This window comes from Aliishimia ponticola, assembly GCF_004803475.1.
Classification (GTDB): domain Bacteria; phylum Pseudomonadota; class Alphaproteobacteria; order Rhodobacterales; family Rhodobacteraceae; genus Aliishimia; species Aliishimia ponticola.
This window is the reverse complement of record NZ_SRKY01000001.1, coordinates 1,059,195-1,080,088: the sequence shown is the minus strand read 5'-3', so window position 1 is coordinate 1,080,088 and position 20,894 is coordinate 1,059,195. Positions and strand designations below refer to the sequence as shown.

The 20,894-nt window shown below is 62.3% G+C and carries 18 protein-coding genes; 7 read left to right on the top strand and 11 right to left on the bottom strand.

The genetic code is table 11. From position 1 onward, the window contains the following. The first annotated feature begins 5 nt into the window (after positions 1-5). The gene (locus E4Z66_RS05150; protein ID WP_136461865.1) at positions 6-1,169 is read left to right on the top strand and encodes a M20 aminoacylase family protein; all 1,164 of its coding nucleotides are present in this window, start codon (positions 6-8) and stop codon (positions 1,167-1,169) included. 33 nt (positions 1,170-1,202) lie between these two features. On the opposite strand, the gene moaA is transcribed toward E4Z66_RS05150, so the two are convergent. Next, on the bottom strand, positions 1,203-2,210 hold the full coding sequence (gene moaA / locus E4Z66_RS05145) for a GTP 3',8-cyclase MoaA (protein WP_136461864.1): 1,008 nt from the start codon (positions 2,208-2,210) through the stop codon (positions 1,203-1,205). Positions 2,211-2,326: 116 nt separating this feature from the next. On the opposite strand from moaA, the gene E4Z66_RS05140 reads away from it, so the two are divergent. Beyond that, the gene (locus E4Z66_RS05140) at positions 2,327-2,842 is read left to right on the top strand and encodes a hypothetical protein (RefSeq protein WP_136461863.1); all 516 of its coding nucleotides are present in this window, start codon (positions 2,327-2,329) and stop codon (positions 2,840-2,842) included. 65 nt (positions 2,843-2,907) lie between these two features. On the opposite strand, the gene E4Z66_RS05135 is transcribed toward E4Z66_RS05140, so the two are convergent. From E4Z66_RS05135 to E4Z66_RS05120, 4 genes are all read right to left on the bottom strand, one after another. Next, positions 2,908-3,633, bottom strand: coding sequence for a DUF1499 domain-containing protein (locus tag E4Z66_RS05135; protein ID WP_136461862.1), 726 nt, complete (start codon positions 3,631-3,633; stop codon positions 2,908-2,910). An 82-nt stretch (positions 3,634-3,715) separates the two neighbouring features. Continuing rightward, positions 3,716-5,074 carry an efflux transporter outer membrane subunit gene (locus tag E4Z66_RS05130; RefSeq protein WP_136461861.1) on the bottom strand — a complete coding sequence of 453 codons (1,359 nt, stop codon included), beginning with the start codon at positions 5,072-5,074 and terminating at the stop codon, positions 3,716-3,718. Next, positions 5,071-8,178, bottom strand: a complete 3,108-nt coding sequence (locus tag E4Z66_RS05125) for an efflux RND transporter permease subunit (RefSeq protein ID WP_136461860.1) — start codon at positions 8,176-8,178, stop codon at positions 5,071-5,073. The genes E4Z66_RS05130 and E4Z66_RS05125 overlap by 4 nt, the downstream gene beginning before the upstream one ends. Before the next feature lie 3 nt (positions 8,179-8,181). Next, on the bottom strand, positions 8,182-9,360 hold the full coding sequence (locus E4Z66_RS05120; protein ID WP_136461859.1) for an efflux RND transporter periplasmic adaptor subunit: 1,179 nt from the start codon (positions 9,358-9,360) through the stop codon (positions 8,182-8,184). Positions 9,361-9,438: 78 nt separating this feature from the next. Between E4Z66_RS05120 and E4Z66_RS05115 the strand changes: the two genes are divergently transcribed. Beyond that, positions 9,439-10,032, top strand: coding sequence for a TetR/AcrR family transcriptional regulator (locus E4Z66_RS05115; RefSeq protein ID WP_136461858.1), 594 nt, complete (start codon positions 9,439-9,441; stop codon positions 10,030-10,032). A gap of 112 nt (positions 10,033-10,144) precedes the next feature. Here E4Z66_RS05115 and E4Z66_RS05110 read toward each other — a convergent pair whose 3' ends face one another. From E4Z66_RS05110 to glmU, 3 genes are read right to left on the bottom strand one after another with little or no spacing between them, the layout of a single operon-like run. Then, positions 10,145-10,822 carry a DNA alkylation repair protein gene (locus E4Z66_RS05110; protein WP_136461857.1) on the bottom strand — a complete coding sequence of 226 codons (678 nt, stop codon included), beginning with the start codon at positions 10,820-10,822 and terminating at the stop codon, positions 10,145-10,147. Beyond that, the gene (glmS, locus tag E4Z66_RS05105; protein WP_136461856.1) at positions 10,819-12,636 is read right to left on the bottom strand and encodes a glutamine--fructose-6-phosphate transaminase (isomerizing); all 1,818 of its coding nucleotides are present in this window, start codon (positions 12,634-12,636) and stop codon (positions 10,819-10,821) included. Before glmS ends, E4Z66_RS05110 begins: the two co-directional genes overlap by 4 nt. A 4-nt stretch (positions 12,637-12,640) precedes the next feature. Further along, entirely contained in the window at positions 12,641-13,990 is a 1,350-nt protein-coding gene (glmU, locus tag E4Z66_RS05100; protein ID WP_136461855.1) for a bifunctional UDP-N-acetylglucosamine diphosphorylase/glucosamine-1-phosphate N-acetyltransferase GlmU, read from the bottom strand. A 122-nt stretch (positions 13,991-14,112) separates the two neighbouring features. On the opposite strand from glmU, the gene E4Z66_RS05095 reads away from it, so the two are divergent. From E4Z66_RS05095 to E4Z66_RS05080, 4 genes are all read left to right on the top strand, one after another. Next, the gene (locus E4Z66_RS05095; RefSeq protein ID WP_136461854.1) at positions 14,113-14,793 is read left to right on the top strand and encodes an HAD-IA family hydrolase; all 681 of its coding nucleotides are present in this window, start codon (positions 14,113-14,115) and stop codon (positions 14,791-14,793) included. A gap of 96 nt (positions 14,794-14,889) precedes the next feature. Beyond that, on the top strand, positions 14,890-16,080 hold the full coding sequence (locus E4Z66_RS05090; RefSeq protein WP_136461853.1) for a DegT/DnrJ/EryC1/StrS family aminotransferase: 1,191 nt from the start codon (positions 14,890-14,892) through the stop codon (positions 16,078-16,080). A 74-nt stretch (positions 16,081-16,154) separates the two neighbouring features. Continuing rightward, on the top strand, positions 16,155-17,573 hold the full coding sequence (locus tag E4Z66_RS05085; protein WP_136461852.1) for an amidase: 1,419 nt from the start codon (positions 16,155-16,157) through the stop codon (positions 17,571-17,573). Between the two features lie 31 nt (positions 17,574-17,604). After that, a complete protein-coding gene (locus E4Z66_RS05080) occupies positions 17,605-18,441 on the top strand; it encodes a DUF2189 domain-containing protein (protein WP_136461851.1) in 837 nt (278 codons plus the stop codon). Here the strand turns inward: E4Z66_RS05080 and E4Z66_RS05075 are convergent, their stop codons facing one another. From E4Z66_RS05075 to E4Z66_RS05065, 3 genes are all read right to left on the bottom strand, one after another. Further along, the gene (locus E4Z66_RS05075) at positions 18,442-18,660 is read right to left on the bottom strand and encodes a hypothetical protein (protein WP_136461850.1); all 219 of its coding nucleotides are present in this window, start codon (positions 18,658-18,660) and stop codon (positions 18,442-18,444) included. It lies immediately after the preceding gene. Positions 18,661-18,672: 12 nt separating this feature from the next. Beyond that, complete coding sequence (locus E4Z66_RS05070; RefSeq protein ID WP_136461849.1) at positions 18,673-19,827, bottom strand: aromatic ring-hydroxylating oxygenase subunit alpha; 1,155 nt, start codon at positions 19,825-19,827, stop codon at positions 18,673-18,675. Between the two features lie 118 nt (positions 19,828-19,945). After that, positions 19,946-20,743: a helix-turn-helix domain-containing protein gene (locus tag E4Z66_RS05065; RefSeq protein WP_246035883.1), complete on the bottom strand. Its 798-nt coding sequence runs from the start codon at positions 20,741-20,743 to the stop codon at positions 19,946-19,948. Positions 20,744-20,894 lie beyond the last annotated feature (151 nt).

The window sequence follows — 20,894 nt, the reverse complement described above, 5'->3', positions numbered from 1 at the left end:
CGGATATGCCGATCAAGAACCGCTTTGCCGAGATGCATGAAGAAGTGACCGCATGGCGGCGCGATATCCATGCGCATCCGGAGATTTTGTTCGAAACCCACCGCACGGCGGCGCTGGTGGCGGAAAAGCTGCGCGAATTCGGCTGTGACGAGGTGGTCGAAGGGATCGGTCGCACGGGCGTTGTCGGTGTGATCCGGGGCAAGTCCGATGGGTCGGGCAAGGTCGTGGGGCTGCGCGCGGATATGGATGCGCTGCCCATGACCGAGGAAACCGGGCTGGACTATGCGTCGGAAAACGAAGGCGCGATGCATGCCTGCGGCCATGACGGTCACACCGCCATGCTGCTTGGCACGGCCAAATATCTAAGCGAGACGCGGAATTTCGACGGCACCGCCGTGATGATCTTTCAGCCTGCCGAAGAAGGCGGCGGCGGCGGCAAGGAAATGTGCGATGATGGCATGATGGACCGCTGGGGCATTCAGGAAGTCTATGGGATGCACAACTGGCCGGGCCGTCCTGTGGGCGAATTCTCCATCCGTTCCGGCCCGTTCTTTGCAGCGACCGACCTGCTGGAGATCGAATTCGAAGGTCTGGGCGGCCATGCGGCGAAACCCCATGAAACCGTCGATACGACTGTGATGGCGTCCCATGCGGTGACAGCGCTGCAATCCATTGTCAGCCGCAATGCGGACCCTGTGGACCGGATCGTGGTGTCGATCACCTCGTTCGAGACAAGCTCGAATGCGTTCAACGTCATTCCCCAGAAGGTGCAGCTACTTGGGACCGTGCGGACCATGTCGGCAGAGATGCGCGATCTGGCCGAAAAGCGCGTGAACGAGATTTGCACCGGGATTGCGGCAACCTTTGGCGGCACGGCGAAGGTGGATTACAAACGGAACTATCCGGTGATGGTCAACCATGACGACCAAACCGAATTCGCCCGCGATGTCGCCCGCTCCGTCAGCGGTGACTGCGATGAAGCGCCTTTGGTCATGGGCGGCGAAGATTTCGCCTTCATGCTGGAAGAACGTCCCGGCGCTTATATCCTGATCGGCAATGGCGACACGGCGATGGTTCACCATCCCAAGTACAACTTCAACGACGAAGCGATTCCAGCCGGGTGCAGCTGGCTTGCCGGGATTGTTGAACAGCGGATGCCTGCGGCCTGATCGCGCCGCGTTTCCATGGGCGGGTAACGGTGGTTATCCGCCCGTATGGCTCATGTGGCGGGACATTTGCCCATCGGCGCGTTGCCGCGAGTAGTCGAAATCATGCCCTTTGGGCTTCAGATCGATTGCCGCACGGATCGCGTCCTCAAGCGGGCGATCGTCCTGCGGGAAATTGCGCAGGGCAGGGCGCAGATCGGCCATGTCTTCCTGACCCAGGCACATGTAAATCTCGCCGGTGCAGGTGATCCGCACGCGGTTGCAGCTTTCGCAGAAATTATGGCTGAGCGGTGTGATAAAGCCGATCTTCTGGCCGGTTTCCTCCAGCCGCACATAGCGGGCAGGGCCGCCGGTGCGTTCAGGCAGGTCGGTCACGGTATAGGCCCCTTCATAGGCGGCGCGGACATCCTTGAGTGACCAATATTGGCCAAGCCGGTTTTCATTGCCGATATCGCCCATTGGCATGACTTCGATCCACGTCAGGTCCATATCGCGCTCTGCGCACCACTCGGTGATGCGGGGCAATTCGTCTTCGTTGAAGCCTTTCAACGCGACGGCATTGATCTTTACCCGCAGCCCGGCAGCCTGCGCGGCGTCGATCCCGCGCAGCACTTGGGGCAGTCGGCCCCAGCGCGTGATATCGGCGAACTTGCCCTCATCCAGCGTGTCGAGAGAGATATTCACCCGCCGCACGCCCACATCGGCCAATTGCTGCGCGAAACGTTCCAGCTGAGAGCCATTGGTCGTCAGCGTCAATTCCTCAAGCGCGCCGGAGTCCAGATGCCGCCCCATTGATCCGAAGAAGGTCATGATATCGCGCCGCACCAAGGGCTCGCCCCCGGTGATGCGCAGCTTGCGCACGCCCAGCCGCACAAAGGTCGAACACATGCGATCCAACTCTTCGAGGGTTAGCAGTTCCTTCTTGGGCAGGAAGGTCATGTTCTCGGCCATGCAATAGACGCAGCGGAAATCGCAGCGGTCTGTCACGGAGACGCGCAGATAGGTGATTGCGCGCTGAAAAGGATCGATCAAAGGAGCAGCCATAGGACATAGGTAAATGCCCGCCCGTGCCCCGGCAAGGGGATTTGAATAGATTGTGAGCAAGCAGACCCTGTGCTTAGGTGCTATTGTACCAGTTCAGGTTGTCGATAGGGGCCGTTATGAAATTCGCAATTGCTGCCATGTGTTTGTCTGTCTTGGGGGGCTGCGCGCTGACCCAGTCGATCCTGCCCGGCGGGACGGAACCGGCGCCGGAAGCGGCCGCCTCGGCCCAGGACGCGGCGCCAGAGACCCCTACGCCGGCAACAACGCCTGTCCCTGTGCCTGTGGAAGGCGCGCAAACGGTCGATCAGTTCGACACGACCACGAAGGAAGAAAAAGCTGCCGCGCAAAGCGTGCCGGAACCCGCGACCGAAGCCAGCTTGGGCCGCACGGTAGCATCGCTTGGATCACCCTCCGAGGCCGGGTTCTGGCTGAAAACGCCGCTTGTCAAAACCGAACAGCGCGGGCGTGTTGTCTATCCGGCCAATGGCCGATCCGTGCAGGTCACGTTGATCCCGATCGAAGGCGAGGCCACGGCTGGCAGTCGCTTGTCCCTGTCTGCGTTCCGCGTGATCGAAGCGCCGCTGACCGGCCTGCCGGAAGTGGAAGTTTTCGCGACCAGCGCCAAGGGCTGAACACCCAGTTGGCGATTATGCGATGGGGACTTTGCGGCCTTGGTAGACCCGCAAAGCCCGGCAGTTTATGCCCCAAACCGCTGTTGGAAGTCACGGATGCGGGCGGCGTTGACGCCTTGGTCGCTGCGTCCCACCCTTGAAACGCTGCGCATGTCGACGCGGCTGGCGTTGTCTTGCGGCGTCACGACCAGCACCACGTCATCGGCGAAGTAGAAGACCGAGGTGCGCGCGGTCGCTTCGAACCGGCGGCGTTCCTTGTCTTCGGCGACGATCTCCCAGCCCATGTCCCGCGCCAGTTCCAGCGCACGCTGATAAGCGGCATCTGCCGGCAGCACTGTGACCAGGGGCGCGATGTCGGGATAGGCCGCAGCCTGCGCTTCGGCCAGGTCTGGCCCGCCATATTCCAGCGTGTTTCTGGCGCCTTCGCGGGTTTCATCCAGCACCTCGAAGACCGGTGGATTGGCCGTGTCGGTTGAGATGTCGTGGATCGGCGCCGCGCGCGGCTTGGGGTTGATCGAGGCGGAAGCCAGCGGCGCAAGAAGGGCAAGGCCGATGATCGTCGCAATCCCGCCTGCCAGCATTCCGCCGCGTTCCTTACGCAGAACATGGACAACCAGCGCGAAAAGACCGACCCCGGCCACAACCATCGCCAGCGGGTTGAAATAGCTGCGATAAAGCCCGAACCCGGTGATTGGCTGCCAAAGGTCAAGGCGCGCGCCAAACAGCATCAGCGCCGCTCCGATCATGCCAAGAAGGGCGATCAGAAGCGCAATTTTTCCTATATGTTTCATTAGTTTCCAAGGCCTTTCTTGCCTGTATTCGCCGTGCGGGGCCGCTGTGCCCCGCATGTTTTGTTGCCCGCCGATGGCCAGATCAACCGCCCGCGAGGCCGGTCGCAGCCGCGCCCGCGCCTGTGGCGATCTTCAGCGTGGCCCAGGCCTGCGCCGCGTCATTGACCGCCGATGCTGCCGAAATCCTTGCGGCGGCTGTGTTCCGGTCCGTTTCGAGCAGGTCCAGAAGCGTGATCGCCCCGTTGCGATAATTTTGCTGCGCTAGGGCCAGCGCGCGGCCGTAATCGTCAGCCGCCCGTTGCAACAGCCGGGCCCGTTGCCGGTAGCGGGACAGGTTGGATTGCGCGACCTGCACGTCTTCGACCGCAGACAGAACCGCGCTTCGCCATGCGATTTCGGCCTGTTTCGCGGCAGAGATTTGCGCATCACGGCTCGCCCGCAATTGCCCCTGTTTGAACACTGGCAGCGCCAGTTGCGGACCAAAGGTCCAGCTATCCACGCCATCGGCACGCGCCACCGTGCCCGTCAGCGACAGGGACGGGTAAAGCGCGGCTTCCGCCACACCGACCTCGGCCACGGCGGCGGCAAGATCGGCTTCGGCGCTGCGTACATCGGGGCGGTTGCGCAACAGGTCGGCAGGCACACCCGTGCGCGCGCCGCCGGGTGTGGAAAGCTGCGGCGCGCCCTTCTGCAACTGCGCCAGGATCGGGCCTGCGGGCTCGTTCAGAAGCGTGGCGATGGCATAGACATTCGCATCAAACAGCGCCCCATATTGCGGCAGGCTTGCTCGCGCCGTGGACAGCAGCGCCTGCGCCTCCGCCACCTCGTATTCCGTTGCGGCGCCCGCGTCGAACTGGCTGCGGGTGATCGCCACCGTTTCTTCGCGCGATTTGATCGTCTCGCGGGTCAGGGCCAGCACTTCCTGATAGTAACGCGCGTCGGAATAGGCGGCGAGCAGTTCGGCCAGCCATGCCAGCCGGACGGTTTCGGCCTCGGCCCGTGCGGCGGTCAGTGAGGCTGCTGCGGCCTCGCGTTCGCGGCGGATGCCCCCGAACAGGTCAAGCACCAGCTCAGCCCCGAGAGAGCCGCTGTCTGTGGTGACTGTGCCGTCAATGCCTTCACCGCCGGTTGTGCTGCGCTGTGCGGAGAGCGCGCCATCGACAGCGGAATTGACGCCGGTCATGCGCAGATTGGCCTGTGCCTGCCGGATCGCTTCGGTCGCGGCCATCACGTCCAGGTTCTGCGCCAGACCGCGCGACACCAGCCCGGTCAACACCTTGTCCTTGTAGTCCAGCCACCATTTCTCGGCGGCAACCGCGCCAATGGTGTCGGCGCTGCCCGCGACAAAGCGGGTCTGAAGGGCGACCTCCGGGCGTTGATATTCCGGGCCGACGGCACAGCCGGCCATAAGCAGACCCAGCAAAAGGAATTGAGGTTTCACTGCAAGGCTTCCTTTCGGGTACGGAACATTTCCGTGGTTTTGATGACAGCGACATAGAAGACCGGGACCATCACGACACCGATCACGGCAGAGAAGATGATCCCGCCCAACATGCCTGTACCGATGGATTTCTGCGCATTGGCACCGGCGCCAGAGGCCAGAACCAGCGGCAGGATACCGAAGCCGAAAGCCAGTGATGTCATGAGAATCGGACGAAGCCGCTGCCGCGCCGCCATGGTCGTCGCCTCCATCAGGCTTTGGCCCTGGGCGCGCAGGGCTTCCGCGAATTCGACGATCAGGATGGCGTTTCTGGCCGCGAGGCCGATGGTGGTCAGCAGGCCGACCTTGAAATAAACGTCATTCGATTGCCCGAAATACCACGTCGTCGCCAGCGCCCCGAAAATGCCCACCGGGACCGACAGCATGACGGCGAAGGGCACGGCCCAGCTTTCGTACAAGGCGGCAAGGCAAAGGAAGACCACCAGCGCCGAGATCGTGTAAAGGATCGCCTCCTGATCGCCGGACAAACGTTCCTGATAACTCAGGCCCGTCCACGCGGCGGCGTAAGAGCCGTCAAGCTCGGTGGTAAGCTCTTCCATCAGGTCCATCGCATCGCCGGAACTGGTGCCGCTTGCCGCTTCGCCCGAGATTTCCAGCGCGCGGGTGCCGCCGTACCGGGCCAGCTGCGGGGTGATCATCTCCCATTCCTGGCTCATGAAGGCGGACAGCGGCACCATCTCGGAGGACGAATTGCGCACATACCAATGGTCGATATCCGAAGGCTGCATCCGCCAATCCGCGCCGCCCTGAACGATGACCTCGCGCAGATCGTTGCCAAGCGGGAAGTCGTTCACGTAAGAGCCCGCGAAGACCGTGGACAGCATGCTGTTCACATCCGATAGCGAGACGCCCAAAGCCTCGGCCCGTTGCTGATCGATCTTCAGTTTCAGGGCAGGTTCGGTCGCCGCGTCATTGCCGCGCAGGTTGGTCACTCGTCCGTCCTGGTTCCCCAACGCCACAAGCTGATCCGCTGCCGCGCTCAACGCCTCCTGGCCCTGGCCGGACTGGTCCACCAGATACATGGCGAAACCGGACGTGGTGCCCAGCCCCTGAATGGCTGGCGGTTGCAGTACAAAGATGCTGCCAAGGCGGGATTGGAAGAAGCGGCCATTCGCGCGCATCAGCAGATCGGCGGCATCATCGTTCGGGCGTTCCTCGTAATCCTTCAGCCGGATGAACAGCATCCCATAGCGCTGCCCGGACCCGCTGAAGCTGTACCCGACATTGGCGAACACCCCATCCACGACAGCGGTTTCTTCGGTCATGAGGTAGGCTTCGATCTGTTCGATCGTGTTTTGCGTCTGCTGCACGGTCGAACCTTGCGGCAGTTCGACCATCGCCATCAGAACGCCCTGATCTTCGGTCGGCAGGAAAGAGCTTGGCAGACGGTCATAGACCCAATAAGCGCCCACACCTACCAGCGCGAGTACAAGGACCATGCGGAAAGGGCGCAGGGCAAAACGCCCGACAGTGGCGCCATAGCCGCCGGTCAGCCGTTCAAGCCCGGTGTTGAACCAGCGCAGCGGCGCCAATGGGGCCTTGCCATGCCCGGGTTTCAGCAATTGCGCGCACATCGCAGGCGTCAGGATCAGCGCCACAAACAGCGACAGCACCATGGCAGAGATGATGGTGACCGAGAACTGTTTGTAGATCACCCCGGTCGACCCGGACATGAAGGCCATCGGCAGGAACACCGCAGACAGCACCATCACGATCCCGACCAGCGCGGTCGAAATCTCGCCCATGCTTTTTTCGGTGGCGGCCACCGTGTCCAGCCCGTCTTCTTCCATCACGCGTTCGACGTTTTCGACCACGACGATGGCGTCATCCACCAGCAGGCCAATGGCCAGCACAAGCGCGAACATCGTCAGCGTGTTGATCGACATGCCGAAGGCCGAGAGCACACCAAAGGTGCCCAGCAGCACGACAGGTACGGCAATTGTCGGAATAAGCGTCGCGCGCCAGCTTTGCAGGAACAGGAAGATCACAAGGAACACCAGAACGATGGCCTCGATCAGTGTCTCGTAAACCTGATCGATGGATTCCTCGACGAAGGGCGAGGTGTCATAGGGGTATTCGATGGTTACCCCTTCTGGCAAAGCCGAGGACAGCCCGTTCACGACGGTGCGGACACGTTCGGCGGTGTCGACCGCGTTGGCCCCCGTAGACAGGTTGACCGCAAAACCGGCCGCCGGATGGCCGTTGAACCGGCTGACGCTTCCGTAATCTTCTTCGGCAAGTTCCACCGTCGCCACGTCAGCAAGATAGACCGCCGATCCGTCGGAGTCGGTTTTCAGCAGGATGGACTGGAAATCCTCAACCGTGCCCAATTGCGACTGCGCCGACAGGGACACCGTGAATTGTTGGCCCTTGGTGACCGGTTGATCGCCAAGGCTGCCCACGGTCACGTTGGTGTTCTGCTCTGACACCGCAGAGGTCACATCGGAGGCCGTCAACTGGTATTGATACAGCCGCTCCGGGTTCAGCCAGATCCGCATCGCGTATTCGGTGCCGAAACTGTTGATGGAGCCGACACCTTCGGTGCGTTGCACCGCATCTTCGATCGTGCTGCTCAGGATGTCGCCCAGTTCAAGCGAGGAATAGCGCCCATCCTCGCTCACCAGCGCGCCGACCATCAGGATCGAACTGGTGGAACGGGTGACGGAAACCCCGTTATTGGTCACGGTGTCGGGCAGTTGCGATTCGACAAGCTGCAGCTTGTTCTGCACTTGCACCTGCGCCATGTCGGGGTCGATGCTGTCGTCAAAGGTCAGCGACACGGTGGCGGACCCCTCGCTGGAGGAGGAGGTCATATAGGTCAGGCCATCCAGCCCGGTCATCCCATCCTCGATAACCGCCGTCACCGAATTTTCGACCGTTTCTGCCGATGCCCCGGTATAGGTCGCGCTGATCCGCACGGTGGTCGGGGCGATGTCGGGATATTGCGAAATCGGCAGGCTGGTCATGCTGTAGGCACCCAGCAGCATGGTCGCAATGGCAAGCACCCAGGCGAAGACCGGGCGGTGAATGAAGAACGCGGCCATGAATCAGTCCTCTGCGGCGGGAGTTTCGGCATCGCGCACGACGCCGTCTTCATCGATGGTCACGGCAACGGGCGCTACCGTCTGTCCGGCTCGCAGCGAGGACAGCCCATCGACGATCAACTGATCGCCCTCGCTCAATCCTTCGCGCACGATCCATGCGTTTTGATAGCTGCCATCATCTTCCAGAGTGACCTGCTTGGCCGCGCCGTCTTCGCCCACGATATAGGCGGTCAACTTGCCGGAATTATCGCGCGTGGCGGCCAGTTGTGGCACGAGATAGGCCTGCACAGAGCCGATCCTGACCTCGCCCCGGACAAACATGCCCGGAATGATCACATGGTCCGGGTTGTCGAACTTGAACCGGATGGTCACGGTTCCTGTCGTGGTCGACACCGTGTTGCCAGCGGTGACAAGCTGACCGGTGCCGCGAAACACCTCTTCGTTTTCCAGTGTCAGCGTCGCCTCAAGCGTGTCGTTCTGCTTGATCACCCCTTCGGTAATACCCTTGCGCACGGAAAGGATACGCGCGCTGGCTTCCATCATGTCCACATAGATCGGATCGGATTGCACGATGGTGGTCAGCGCATCCGTTTGCCCGGCGGTCACAAGATCGCCAACGGAGACCGTCGAAACATCCGCGCGCCCGGAAATCGGGCTTTTCAACGTGGTCCAGGACAGTTCGGTTTGTGCATAATCCAGTGCGGCCTGCGCCGATTCCAGCGTCGCTTTCGCTTCTGCCAGACTTGCGCGGGCCGATTCTACCTCGGCCTCGGTATATCCGCGACCGGCCAATTGCACCGCCCGGTCATAGGCTGCCTGCATCACGGGCAGGTTGGCCTGCGCCGTCGCCAAATTCGCGCGCGCTGTGGCCTCTGCCGCCACGTAAGAGGAATCGTCGATCCGGAACAGGGGATCACCGACTTCGAGCAATCGATCCGGTGTATAAAGCACCTCCTGGATAACGCCGCCGACGCGCGGGCGCACCTCAACCTGTTGATACGCAACCGCAAGACCCGGCGAGGTGACGATGCGGGGCACCTCTTGCAACGTCATCTCGACAACACCAACCTCGGCAGGGCCCATCTCCATGTTGCCCGGCATCCCGGCCTGTGCATGTGCGATCGTGGCAGACCCCGCCACCGCGAGGACCACGCCTATCATTTTCAATACGCTGAACTTCATTCCGGTCTCGATCCTTGACTATCAGGCGATTTTGGTTCCCAATACGCAAACAATGCACACTACGCAAGTTTTGATAAAATGACAGTTTCGTTACGAGAGAGACGAAGACAGCAAACCGCACGCGATATTCAGCTTGCCACGCTGGATCTGGCGGCAGAGCAAGGGCTTGAAAACGTCACGACTGAAGAGATTGCCGCATCTGCGGGCGTCAGCACGCGGACCTTCTTCAACTATTACACCAACAAGGAAGCCGCAGCGATCGGATCGCCTCCGGCGTTCCTGGATGAAGACGTGGCAGCGCTGCGTGAGGGACGCGGCGCGCTTTCAGATGATCTGAAGCTGTTTTTGGACAAGCATATCAAGGTTTTGTCCGAGGAAGTGGATGTCATCAGAAAGGTCGGCAACGTCCTGCGAACCAATGAAAAGGCGCGCGGTATCCTCGAAGGTTTCCTGATGATGCAGCGCCGGACACTCACCGAAGGCCTGCGCGGTCGCATAGAGGACCGCCACACTGCGGCTGCCCTTGCCAGCATGACCACGGATGCGGTCGGGCGTGCGATTTTTCTGTGGGAACATGAAGACGGCCTGACCCTTGGTGCGGCTTTGAACACCGTCTGGCAAGGTCAGATGGCGGCGGCGCAGCTTTTGACCTCTGCATCGGCTGACCAGTGAAGACGGCGGGCGGCGCGTTCACGTGACAGGGGGAGTCTACGGTAGGTCGCAGGGCATAGGGCGGCGAATGGGACTGGCGCCGCGAATGTCGCCCCGTTGCGCCGCAGCCGGGTCAGAGATACTTGCCAGCTTCCTTGCGGGCAAAGGGCTTCATCGCGTCGCCATACGCGGCAAGGAAGGCTTCGGCACGCGGGCGGTCATGTTTCGACAGGTCGCGCACCCACCATGCAATCGCTTTCTGAATGAACCAATCACGGTCCGGCACATAGCTGGCGGCCCAGCCAAGGACGCGGTCGCGGATTTCCAGATCTTGCGGTTTGGGGAAATTCTGCTTGGCCCAGGGCAGGGTGATGACCAACGCCGCGCGGCGGGTCCACATATGCTCTGACCGCGTCCATTCTGCGACCTGATCCACCCGCAAGGGGTCTTCCTGCAGGCGTTTCTGTCCGGCCATGCAGGCATGATCGGCAATCGCCCAACTGTCAAAATCCGGCGTCCATGATGCGATAAGCGCCCAGGCCGCGCTGTCATCGGGGCGGATACGCGCGGTCGTCAGCAGCTTGGCGGCGGCGATGCGCGCCTCGTAGATATTGGTCTGCCACAGATCGCGGGCAAGGCTGACGCGGCCGTCGGCATCCAGATCGGCTCGCCACGCACGGGTCAGATCGTTCAGCACCGGGTTGGGAACGCCCAGATAGGGGCGATCCGCCTTGTGATAGGCGCGTGCGCCTTCCGCCCGCTGCGGGTCTGCGTGCTCTGCTATCTGCGCCAGCGCGTCCTCCGGGGTCATTCCACCGTCACGGATTTCGCAAGGTTGCGTGGCTGGTCCACATCGGTGCCCTTCGCAACCGCCGTGTGATAGGCAAGAAGCTGCGCAGGCACGGCGTAAAGGATCGGGGTCACGATTTCGGGCGCTGCGGGCATCTCGATCTCTTCCCAGACGTCATCACCGGCTTCTTTGAGGCCCTGCGAATCCGACATCAGCAACACCTTGCCCTTGCGCGCCATGACCTCTTGCATGTTCGACACGGTCTTGTCGAACAGGCTGTCGCGCGGGGCCATGACGATCACTGGCACGTTCTTGTCGATCAGTGCGATCGGCCCGTGTTTCAGTTCGCCCGATGCATAGGCTTCGGCGTGGATGTAGCTGATTTCCTTGAGTTTCAGTGCGCCTTCAAGCGCCAGCGGATACATCAGGCCGCGGCCCAGGAAAAGCACATCGCGCGCCTCGCTCAATTTGCGGGCAGTGCGCCGGATGCTGTCGCCCGCGCCAAGCGCGACATTGATCGCACCGGGCAGGTTTTGCAGCGCCGACAGGTGGGTGGCAAGCTCCGCATCACTCTGGGCACCGCGCGCCTTGGCCGCCTTGAGCGCCAGCAAAAGCAGCACGGTCAATTGGCAGGTAAACGCCTTGGTGGAGGCCACGCCCACTTCGACCCCGGCAAAGATCGGCAGGGTGACATCGGATTCCCGCGCGATGGAACTTGTCGTCACATTCACCACGGACACGATCTTGTCGGCCTTTTCCTTGCAGTAACGCAGCGCGGCCAGCGTATCGGCGGTTTCACCGGACTGGCTGACGAACAGGGCCATGGTGCGGTTCGGGATCGGCGGTTCGCGGTAACGGAATTCAGAGGCGATATCGACCTCGACCGGGATCCGGGCGAGTTGTTCGAACCAGTATTTCGCCGTCAGGCAGGCGTAAAAGGCCGTGCCGCAGGCGACCAGTGTCAGGCGGTCGATCTTGGTGAAATCAATGCCATCGCCGGGCAGAACGATGTCGCTGCCTTGCAGGTAATGCTCTATCGCGCGGGCCACGACGGCGGGCTGTTCGGCGATTTCCTTTGACATGAAGTGCTTGTGACCGGCCTTGTCCACGCGGGCGGCATCGACTTCGATTTGCTGCATGTCGCGGTTGGCAAGGCGGCCTTCGGCATCGGTGATCACCGCACCGGCGCGGGTGACAACGGCGCGGTCGCCTTCTTCGAGATAGGTGATCCGGTCGGTCAGGGGGGCCAGCGCAATCGCGTCCGATCCCACGAACATCTCGCCATCGCCATGGCCGATCGCCAGCGGTGAACCTTTGCGCGCCACCACGATCAGGTCTTCTTCGCCATCGAACAGGAAGGCCAGCGCAAAGGCCCCTTCGAGTTGGTCGATGGTTTTGAACGCGGCCTCCACCGGGGGCAGGCCCCGATCCATGTGCAGGCGCGTCATCATGGCAACGGTTTCGGTGTCGGTTTCTGTCTCGGGGGTCAGGCCCGCCTCGGCCAGTTCGGCGCGCAAGTCGCGGAAGTTCTCGATAATCCCGTTATGGACGACCGCGACATTGCCCGACTGGTGCGGGTGGGCGTTGATGACAGAAGGCTCCCCGTGGGTGGCCCAGCGGGTGTGCCCGATCCCGGCATGGCCCGGCAGGGGATCATGCACCAGAAGGTCCGACAGGTTGACCAGCTTGCCCAAAGCGCGCCGCCGGTCGAGCTTGCCATTCTGCACGGTCGCAATGCCCGCACTGTCATAGCCGCGATATTCCAGCCGCTTGAGTGCTTCGACCAGAATCGGAGCGACCTCGTGATTCCCAAGAACACCGACAATTCCGCACATGAGGTTAACCTTTCTTGTGTCGGGCCTTTTTCGCCCGCAGCATATCAAAATAGCGCCCGGCGCGGCCTTCTTTCACCTCGACCTGTTGTGGCGGGATCGCGATGGCATCGCCCGGAATGTCGGTTTTCACAATAGAGCCGGTTCCCGTCAGCGCCCCATTGCCGACGGAGACAGGGGCAATCAGCATCGTGTTGGAGCCGATGAACACATCCGCACCGATTGTCGTCTGGTGCTTCATCACGCCGTCATAGTTGCAGGTGATCGTCCCCGCGCCGATATTGGACCGCGCGCCGATGGTGGCATCACCGATATAGGTCAGGTGGTTGACCTTGGCGCCTTCCGCGATCTCGGCGTTCTTGATTTCGACGAAGTTGCCGATGCGCACATCTTCGGCCAGTTCCGCGCCGGGGCGCAGGCGGGCATAGGGGCCGACCACGGCGCCGCGGCTCACGTGGCAGCCTTCCAGATGGGAAAAGGCGCGAATATGGGCGCCGGTTTCGATGGTGACGCCGGGGCCGAAAACCACATTGGGTTCGATCAGCGTATCGCGGCCGATCACGGTATCCTGCGCGAAATGAACCGTTTCGGGTGCAACGAGCGTTACGCCGATCTCCAGCGCCTCGGCCCGCGCGGAATTTTGGAAAAAGCGTTCGGCTTCGGCCAGTTGCGCGCGGTTGTTGATGCCGATTGTCTCATCCTCGGTGCAGGTGACAACGGTGCTTTTCAGCCCCTGTTGGCCAGCAAGGGCGGGGATGTCGGTCAGATAATATTCGCCAGAGGCGTTTTCGTTATTGGTGGCGTCGATCAGTTCGAACAGCTTTTGCGCCGAGCAGGCCATCAGCCCGCCATTGCACATCGAGATCGCGCGCTCCGCCTCGCTCGCATCCTTGTATTCGACGATCCGGTCCAAGCGGTCGCCGTCCATCACCAAACGCCCATAACGGCCCGGATCCTGCGGCTCAAACCCCAGCACGACCACGTCGGCGTCCTGCGCCGCGTCGCGCATGGCGTGCAGGGTTTCTTCGCGGATGAAGGGGGTATCCCCGAAAAGGACCATCGCCAGCCCGTCGAAATCCTGCAGCAGCGGGCGGGCCTGGGCGACGGCGTGGCCGGTACCAAGCTGTTCTTCCTGCCGCACGGTCTGGATGTCTTCGTTCACGTCCCGCGCGGCGGCTTCGACGGCCTCGGCCCCGTGGCCGGTCACAACGACGGTGCGCGCAGGGTCAAGCGCGGCCGCGGTCGAAAGCACATGGGTCAGCATCGGTACGCCCGCAATGGGATGCAGGACTTTGGGAAGGTCCGACCGCATGCGGGTGCCTTTCCCTGCCGCTAGGATGATCAGGGCGGTCTGCATCTTTTGCCTCATATCGTCTTTTGTTCGCGCTCGTTTTATCGGAAGAGGGGTGCAGCGCAAGGCAGGGACGATCAAACAAGGTTGCGGCCTGCAATATAATTGGGATGTAACGGGTGGCGGCCATGAACACGGTTATTTTCGATTTGGACGGAACGCTGGCCGATACCAGCGGCGATCTGATCGCGGCGGCGAACCATTGCTTTCGCGAAATGGGGGCTGGCGATGTGCTGGACCCGGTGCGCGATGCGGGGGTCGCGCTGCGCGGTGGGCGGCGGATGCTGGAGACCGGTTTGGCGCGCATGGCGCATCCGGACCCGGAGCCGATGGTGCGCGATTACTATGCGGTGCTGCTGGAGGCCTATGCGCAGGCGATCGACGTGCATACGCGGCTTTACGATGGTGCAATGGAGAATGTCGAACGCCTCAAATCCGCCGGTTTCGGTGTCGGCATCTGCACCAACAAACCCGAAGCACTGGCAGATCAGTTGTTGACGCGCATGGGTATCCGGGATGCGTTCGCCGCGCTCGTCGGGGCCGATACGCTGCCGGTGCGCAAACCCGACCCGGAGCCGCTTTTCGAGGCGGCACGGCGGGCGGGCGGCACGGCCAAGGCCTGCTGCCTTGTGGGCGACAGCGACACGGATCGGAATACGGCAAAGGCGGCGGGCGTGCCCTCTATCCTTGTGACCTTCGGCCCGTCCGGGGAGGATATGGCCGCGCTGGAGCCAGAGGCGCTGATCGGCCATTTCGACGAATTGCCCGGCGTCGTGGCGCGGTTGCTGCGCGGTGCAGGATCGGCATAGGCCCGAAATCGGGGGGTGTTTCGCCGCCGCTTTGGGATTTTGAAATGCGCAAGCGCCCGCTTGACCGGGCGCGATGACAGGACGACAAGGTGTGCCATGACAGAACGTTTCACAGGCAGTTTCACCCAGCAGGAACCCATCCCCGACGCGGCCATCGACGCGGCCATGGCGGTGCTGAAAAGCGGGCGCCTGCATCGCTACAACACCGCGCCGGGAGAGCATGGCGAAACCGCGCTGCTTGAGCAGGAATTTGCAGCCGAGGTCGGCGCGAAATACTGCCTTGCGGTGGCCTCTGGTGGCTATGCGCTGGCGACGGCACTGCGGGCCGTTGGGGTCGCTCCGGGGGATGCGGTGCTGACCAACGCCTTCACGCTGGCCCCTGTGCCCGGTTCCATTGCCGCTGTGGGCGCGGTGCCGGTCTTTGTCGATGTGACCGAAGCGCTGACCATTGATCTTGCCGATCTGGAGGCGAAAGCGGATCAGGCCAAGGTGCTGCTGCTGTCGCATATGCGCGGCCATAGCTGCGACATGGACGCGCTGATGGAAATCGCCGCCCGCCATGGGCTGACCGTGATCGAGGATTGCGCGCATACGATGGGCGGGGGCTGGAACAATGTCCCGTCGGGGCGGCACGGTGTGGTCGGTTGCTATTCGACGCAGACCTACAAGCATCTCAATTCCGGCGAAGGCGGCTTTCTGGTCACTGACGATGCGCAAATCGCCGCGCGGGCGGTGATGCTGTCCGGGTCTTACATGCTGTTCGAACGCCATTTGGCGGCACCGGGGCCGGAGGCGTTCGAGCAGATACGCTATGAAACGCCCAATATCTCGGGGCGGATGGATAACCTGCGCGCGGCGATCCTGCGTCCGCAATTGCAGCACCTGAAAAAGCAGGTGGATCGCTGGAATGAACGCTACCACGTGCTTGAGGACGGCCTGCGCGGCGTTCCCGGCCTGACATTGGTCGAACGCCCGGAGGCCGAGCAGATCGTCGGCTCTTCCTTCCAGTTTCTGTTGCTGGGCTGGGACGCGCAAAAGGTGCAAGAGGTCGTGCGCCGCTGTGCCGATCGCGGGGTCGAACTGAAATGGTTTGGCGCGGCGGAGCCGGTGGCCTTTACCTCGCGCTATGACAGTTGGCGCTATGCCCCATCCACGCCCCTGCCGCAGACCGACCGGGTGCTGGCGGGGCTGCTGGATATGCGCGTGCCGCTGACATTCTCGCCGGATGATTGCGCGCTCATCGCCCGGATCATCCGCGCCGAAGTCTCTGCCGTCTATCAGGGCTAAGGCGCAGTTTTCGCTTGATCCTTGCCGGGCGGCCTGTCTGTGATGGGCGCGACCACGGCGGCAAAGGGGCGGGGATGAGCGATCTATTGGAACATTCGGGGCTTGAGTTGAGCGCGCTGATCGCGGGCAAGGACGTGTCCTGCGCGGAGGTTATGGATGCCACGCTGACCCGGATCGAGGCGGTGAACGGGCCGCTGAATGCGATCACGTCGCTGCGCGACCGGGATGCGCTGATGGACGAGGCGCGCCAGGCCGATAAGGCAGAGCCGCAGGGCTGGCTGCATGGCATCCCGATGGCGATCAAGGATCTGGCGGCGGCCAAGGGTTTGCCCAATACCATGGGCTCGCCCGTATTTGCGGATCAGATCGCAGGCGCTGACGATATCCACGTGGCCCGTCTGCGCGCGGCGGGCGCGATTTTCATCGGCAAGACGAACGTGCCGGAATTCGGGCTGGGCAGTCACACGTTCAACCCGGTTTTCGGGGCGACCGCCAACCCCTATGCGCCGGGACGGACCTGCGGCGGATCCTCTGGCGGTGCGGCGGTGGCGCTGGCGGCGCGGATGGTCAGCGTCGCGGATGGGTCGGACATGATGGGCAGTCTGCGCAACCCGGCGGCGTGGAACAATGTCTATGGGATGCGCCCGACCGAAGGCGTCATCCCGTCGGAGCCGCGCGGCGATACCTATTTGCAACGGCTGTCGACCAATGGCCCGATGGCGCGCAGCCCCCGCGATCTGGCGGCGCTGCTGGACACAATGGGCGGGCCGGATCCGCGCCAGCCCTTCGGCATTTCGCTGCCACTGACCTTGCCGGAAATCTCGGCGCAGGTGACGGGGCGGTGGATCGGATGGCTGGGCGATTGGGGCGGTGCGTACCCGATGGATGCGGGCATTCTGGCATTGTGCGAAACCGCGCTGCGCCAGATGGAAGAGATCGGCCTTAGCGTTGAAAACCTGGCACCGCCCTGTGCCGCCGAAGAGATATGGGAGCCGTGGAAAGGGCTGCGCCATTTCGCGGTGGCCTCGTCTTTGGGGCCGCTCTTTGACAACCCGGAGACCCGCGGCAAGCTCAAGCAGACAGCCCAGTGGGAGATCGAGAACGGGCGCGCATTGAGCGCACAGGACATCAGCCGGCTCAGCGCCATGCGCAGCCTCTGGTTCCAGCGGGCGGCAAAGCTTGCTGAAACCTATGACGCGCTGGTTCTGCCATCGGCGCAGGTCTGGCCGTTCGATGTGGACACCGAATACCCGCAGCAGATCGCGGGGCAGGGCATGGATACCTATCACCGCTGGATGGAGGTCGTGATCCCCGCCAGCCTGATCGGTTTGCCTGTCGTGAACGTGCCGATCGGCTTCAGTGACGACGGCCTGCCGATGGGGCTGCAACTGATTGGCCCGCGCGGCGGTGACGGGCGTTTGCTGCAATTGGCGGAAAGCTGGCACGCGGCAACGGATTGGCCGGGGCGCTGTCCGCCCACATTGGCAACTTGAAACCGGGCAGGGCTTGTCGCAAGGTTTCGCCATGACCACCACAAAGACAGAACCAGAGGTCCATGACCGCCCGCATGGGGTGCCGCCGCTGCGCAAGCCGGATTTCGCCCTGCTGCGCGAAGCGTTGCGTCAAGGCTGGGTCGATTTCCGCCTCGCGCCCGTGTTGGGGCTGTTCTTCGGCCTCGTCTATGTGCTGGCCGGGCTTGCGATCTGGTGGATTACCGTCTCGACCGGGCAAAGCTATTGGTTGGTGCTGGCCGCTGTCGGCTTCCCGCTTGTGGGGCCGTTCGCTGCCATCGGGCTTTACGAGGTGTCGCACCGGCTGGAGGCGGGCATGGCCTTGAATGCGGGCGCGATCCTTGGCGTCACATGGCGTCAGCGCGGCCGCCAATTGCCGTGGCTTTGCGTGATCATTCTGATCCTGTTTCTGTTCTGGTTCTTCATCGGCCACATGATTTTCGCTCTGTTTCTGGGGCTCAGCGCGATGACCAATGTGTCCAGTTCGCTCGACATCTACTTCACCTCCGAAGGGTTGATGATGCTGGGCGTCGGGACACTGGTGGGCGCGGTCTTTGCGGCGGTGCTTTACAGCTTTTCCGTCATCTCCCTGCCGATGGTGCTCGACCGGGAGGTCGATTTCGTGTCGGCGATGATCGCGTCCATGTCCGTTGTGCGGGACAATCCCGGCGTCATGTTCGCATGGGCGGTGTTTCTGGCCGTTGTCGTGTTTCTGGCGATGTTGCCCGCGTTTCTGGGGCTGCTGGTCGTGTTCCCGTGGCTCAGCCATGCCTCTTGGCACATCTACAGCCTGATGCGCGACCGGGAGGAGGCTGCCGATACGGGGGGCGCTGATACGGGAGCGGCCTGATCAGGCGGTCCGAGGCTCTCGCCCCATATCGACCAGACGCGCCCGAAGGGTTGCTGCCTCCGGCGCGCCTGCTTCCAGCGCGAAGACATAGGCATGGGTCAGGTAAAAGCCCCGCGCCGTATCCTCATTCGCGCTGTTCGCCGCCTCTTCATAAAGCGTGATCAACGCGCGGATGTCTCCGCTGGCATGGGCGCTGAGAAGGCGATCATTCAGATCCATCGCGCCGCCTGCTTATTCGGCGGCCTGCGCCTGCTGCGCGCGCCATATCTGCATCCGGCCGGCCACCCAGTCATGGAACAGATGTGTCGGCCCATCCATCGCGGGTGAGAACCGCCCCCCGTCGAACAGCGGCGCATGGCGGCCGCGCTGCATCCCTTCGACCACGAAGACGTCCTCTTCGAACACGGTTTTCCAAAGCTGCGTGTTGCGCTGGCGCAGGCCGCTGTCGGATTTCGGTTCGGCGTAATACAGGTGGATGTTCTCAACCGTGCGCTCCGGCCCCTGCGGGACCAGCACGATGGCGAAGGTGTGGTCGCGGTGGACGCCCAAAAGGACGTTCGGATAGACCGCAACATATTCCGCGCCGGTGTCCCACTTGTCGCTGAGCCCCTCGAAATCGGCAAAGGGGTGGCCGTCCTCGTTGGTGACTTGCCGATAGACCAGCGTGCCCTGACCGGAGAACGCGCCCGGTGCTTCAATATGATAGTGGTCTTCCAGCCGCGAATAGCTGTTGAGGCCGGGATGCACCCAGGGCAGGTGGTAGCTTTCGCAGTAGTTCTCCACCGCGAGCTTCCAGTTGCAGTTCACATCCAGTTGGAACCGGCTGTCATCGCCGCCGTGATACAGCGGCTTGTCGAATTCCGCCCAGCGGGCCAGCAATTCGGCATGGACCTCTTCAAAGGCGGGCGCGGTGCCAGAGACATTGATCCAGACCACATCCATCCAGACATGGCTGCGAATTTCGATCAGGCCCAGCAGGGCGCGGTCGATCCCCTCTGCCTTGTTCTGGCCCGGCCCACCCACATGCGGCGTGGAAACCAGCTTGCCATCGGTGGCGTAGCACCAGCTGTGATAGGGGCAGCGAATGGCGCCTTCGATCTTGCGCGGCGTTTCGACAAGGATCATGCCGCGATGGCGGCAGGTGTTCTGAAAGACACGGACCGCGCCAGACTTGTCGCGGATCAGCAGCAGCGGCATGCCCAGAAATGTGATGGGAACTGCATCGCCTGGTTCTGGCACATCTGCCGCGACCGCAAGTCCGGACCATTCGTTCAGCAGCACTGCACGGTTTTCTTCGGCATGGGTCGCCGCGTCGATGTAATGTGCGTTGGGCAGACCGTGTGCGGATTCAATCGGCTGGCGTACGGCGGAAAGCGTGTCGGACATGGCAAGACTCCGGTTCTGGGCTCTGTTCCCAGTTAACCGGAAATCGCAGTCGCGACTTTTATCAAGGCGACCCACATCCACTTTTTGCGACATCTTCGCCGACGCCAGGGCGACGCGCTTAACGGAAGGGCGTTTGCGGCTTGAGAAGGCGGCGCGTGAAATTCGGGATTTGCTCTTCTGTGACCAGCCCGGTACCTCGGCCCGCTTCAAGCGCGCGGCGGAACGTGGTGCCCAGATGTTCGTATACCATGCGCACAATGCGTTCGCTGTCGACGCTTTCCGGAACCGTGCGGCTGACATATCCGGCGAAAAAGTTGTTCTCGAATGACGGAACGGGGGCGAGGAAATTATAGCTTGCCGATTGTGCCTGACGGCGGGCAATCACAAAGCCGATCCCCGCTTCGAGCCGCAGGATATGGCCGCGAAATTCCCGATATTCGGGGGTCATGGGCAAATCTTGCTGGCGAATGGCCTCGCGCGCCTCGAAGCCGCGCACGAAACATTGCTCTTGCGAGTTGCGCCAAACGCGGACCAGACCGATCACGTAACTCTCGGGCGCGAAAAAGCTGCGCCGAGTGAAGCGGTAAAAGCCGCTGGGAAACTGTGCTTCGTTCGGATGCGCGCCCGTGCCGAAATATTCCCGCAGTTCGGGCCCCTCAAGGACCGATTGGCTCATCGTCAGGTTGCTGACCGGCTCAAGCAGGACGCGGGCGTCGACGTCAAAGAAGTCACAAATCCGGGCAAGCACGTCCGGCCGCGGGAAACTTTCCCCCGCAAGATAGCGGTTGAACTGCGTCCGGTTGATGTCGAGTTGACGCGACAATTCGGAGATCGACGGATAATCGCGGGCCATCGCTCTCAAATTCGCGCCGAACATGTTGCGCAGTTCGGCAGGGGACTTTTTCAAATGCGCCATTTTCACCCATCGGTAGCACTGCCAGCCGATTCTTGCATGCGTTTCGTTTGGATTAGCCAAGGTTTGATGCTGTTTGGCGTCAGTCTTGGCGCTGAGTTGCGTCAGAACTTATTCAGCTAGACACAAATTGCAAGAGTGCGTTGCTCGGTTG

Excerpts from the sequence above, each read along its gene's own strand:
- E4Z66_RS05150 (WP_136461865.1), top strand. The coding sequence starts at position 6 with ATGCCGATCAAGAACCGCTTTGCCGAGATGCATGAAGAAGTGACCGCA.
- moaA (WP_136461864.1), bottom strand. The coding sequence starts at position 2,210 with ATGGCTGCTCCTTTGATCGATCCTTTTCAGCGCGCAATCACCTATCTG.
- E4Z66_RS05140 (WP_136461863.1), top strand. The coding sequence starts at position 2,327 with ATGAAATTCGCAATTGCTGCCATGTGTTTGTCTGTCTTGGGGGGCTGC.
- E4Z66_RS05135 (WP_136461862.1), bottom strand. The coding sequence starts at position 3,633 with ATGAAACATATAGGAAAAATTGCGCTTCTGATCGCCCTTCTTGGCATG.
- E4Z66_RS05125 (WP_136461860.1), bottom strand. The coding sequence starts at position 8,178 with ATGGCCGCGTTCTTCATTCACCGCCCGGTCTTCGCCTGGGTGCTTGCC.
- E4Z66_RS05120 (WP_136461859.1), bottom strand. The coding sequence starts at position 9,360 with ATGAAGTTCAGCGTATTGAAAATGATAGGCGTGGTCCTCGCGGTGGCG.
- E4Z66_RS05115 (WP_136461858.1), top strand. The coding sequence starts at position 9,439 with ATGACAGTTTCGTTACGAGAGAGACGAAGACAGCAAACCGCACGCGAT.
- E4Z66_RS05110 (WP_136461857.1), bottom strand. The coding sequence starts at position 10,822 with ATGACCCCGGAGGACGCGCTGGCGCAGATAGCAGAGCACGCAGACCCG.
- glmS (WP_136461856.1), bottom strand. The coding sequence starts at position 12,636 with ATGTGCGGAATTGTCGGTGTTCTTGGGAATCACGAGGTCGCTCCGATT.
- glmU (WP_136461855.1), bottom strand. The coding sequence starts at position 13,990 with ATGCAGACCGCCCTGATCATCCTAGCGGCAGGGAAAGGCACCCGCATG.
- E4Z66_RS05095 (WP_136461854.1), top strand. The coding sequence starts at position 14,113 with ATGAACACGGTTATTTTCGATTTGGACGGAACGCTGGCCGATACCAGC.
- E4Z66_RS05090 (WP_136461853.1), top strand. The coding sequence starts at position 14,890 with ATGACAGAACGTTTCACAGGCAGTTTCACCCAGCAGGAACCCATCCCC.
- E4Z66_RS05085 (WP_136461852.1), top strand. The coding sequence starts at position 16,155 with ATGAGCGATCTATTGGAACATTCGGGGCTTGAGTTGAGCGCGCTGATC.
- E4Z66_RS05080 (WP_136461851.1), top strand. The coding sequence starts at position 17,605 with ATGACCACCACAAAGACAGAACCAGAGGTCCATGACCGCCCGCATGGG.
- E4Z66_RS05075 (WP_136461850.1), bottom strand. The coding sequence starts at position 18,660 with ATGGATCTGAATGATCGCCTTCTCAGCGCCCATGCCAGCGGAGACATC.
- E4Z66_RS05070 (WP_136461849.1), bottom strand. The coding sequence starts at position 19,827 with ATGTCCGACACGCTTTCCGCCGTACGCCAGCCGATTGAATCCGCACAC.
- E4Z66_RS05065 (WP_246035883.1), bottom strand. The coding sequence starts at position 20,743 with ATGGCGCATTTGAAAAAGTCCCCTGCCGAACTGCGCAACATGTTCGGC.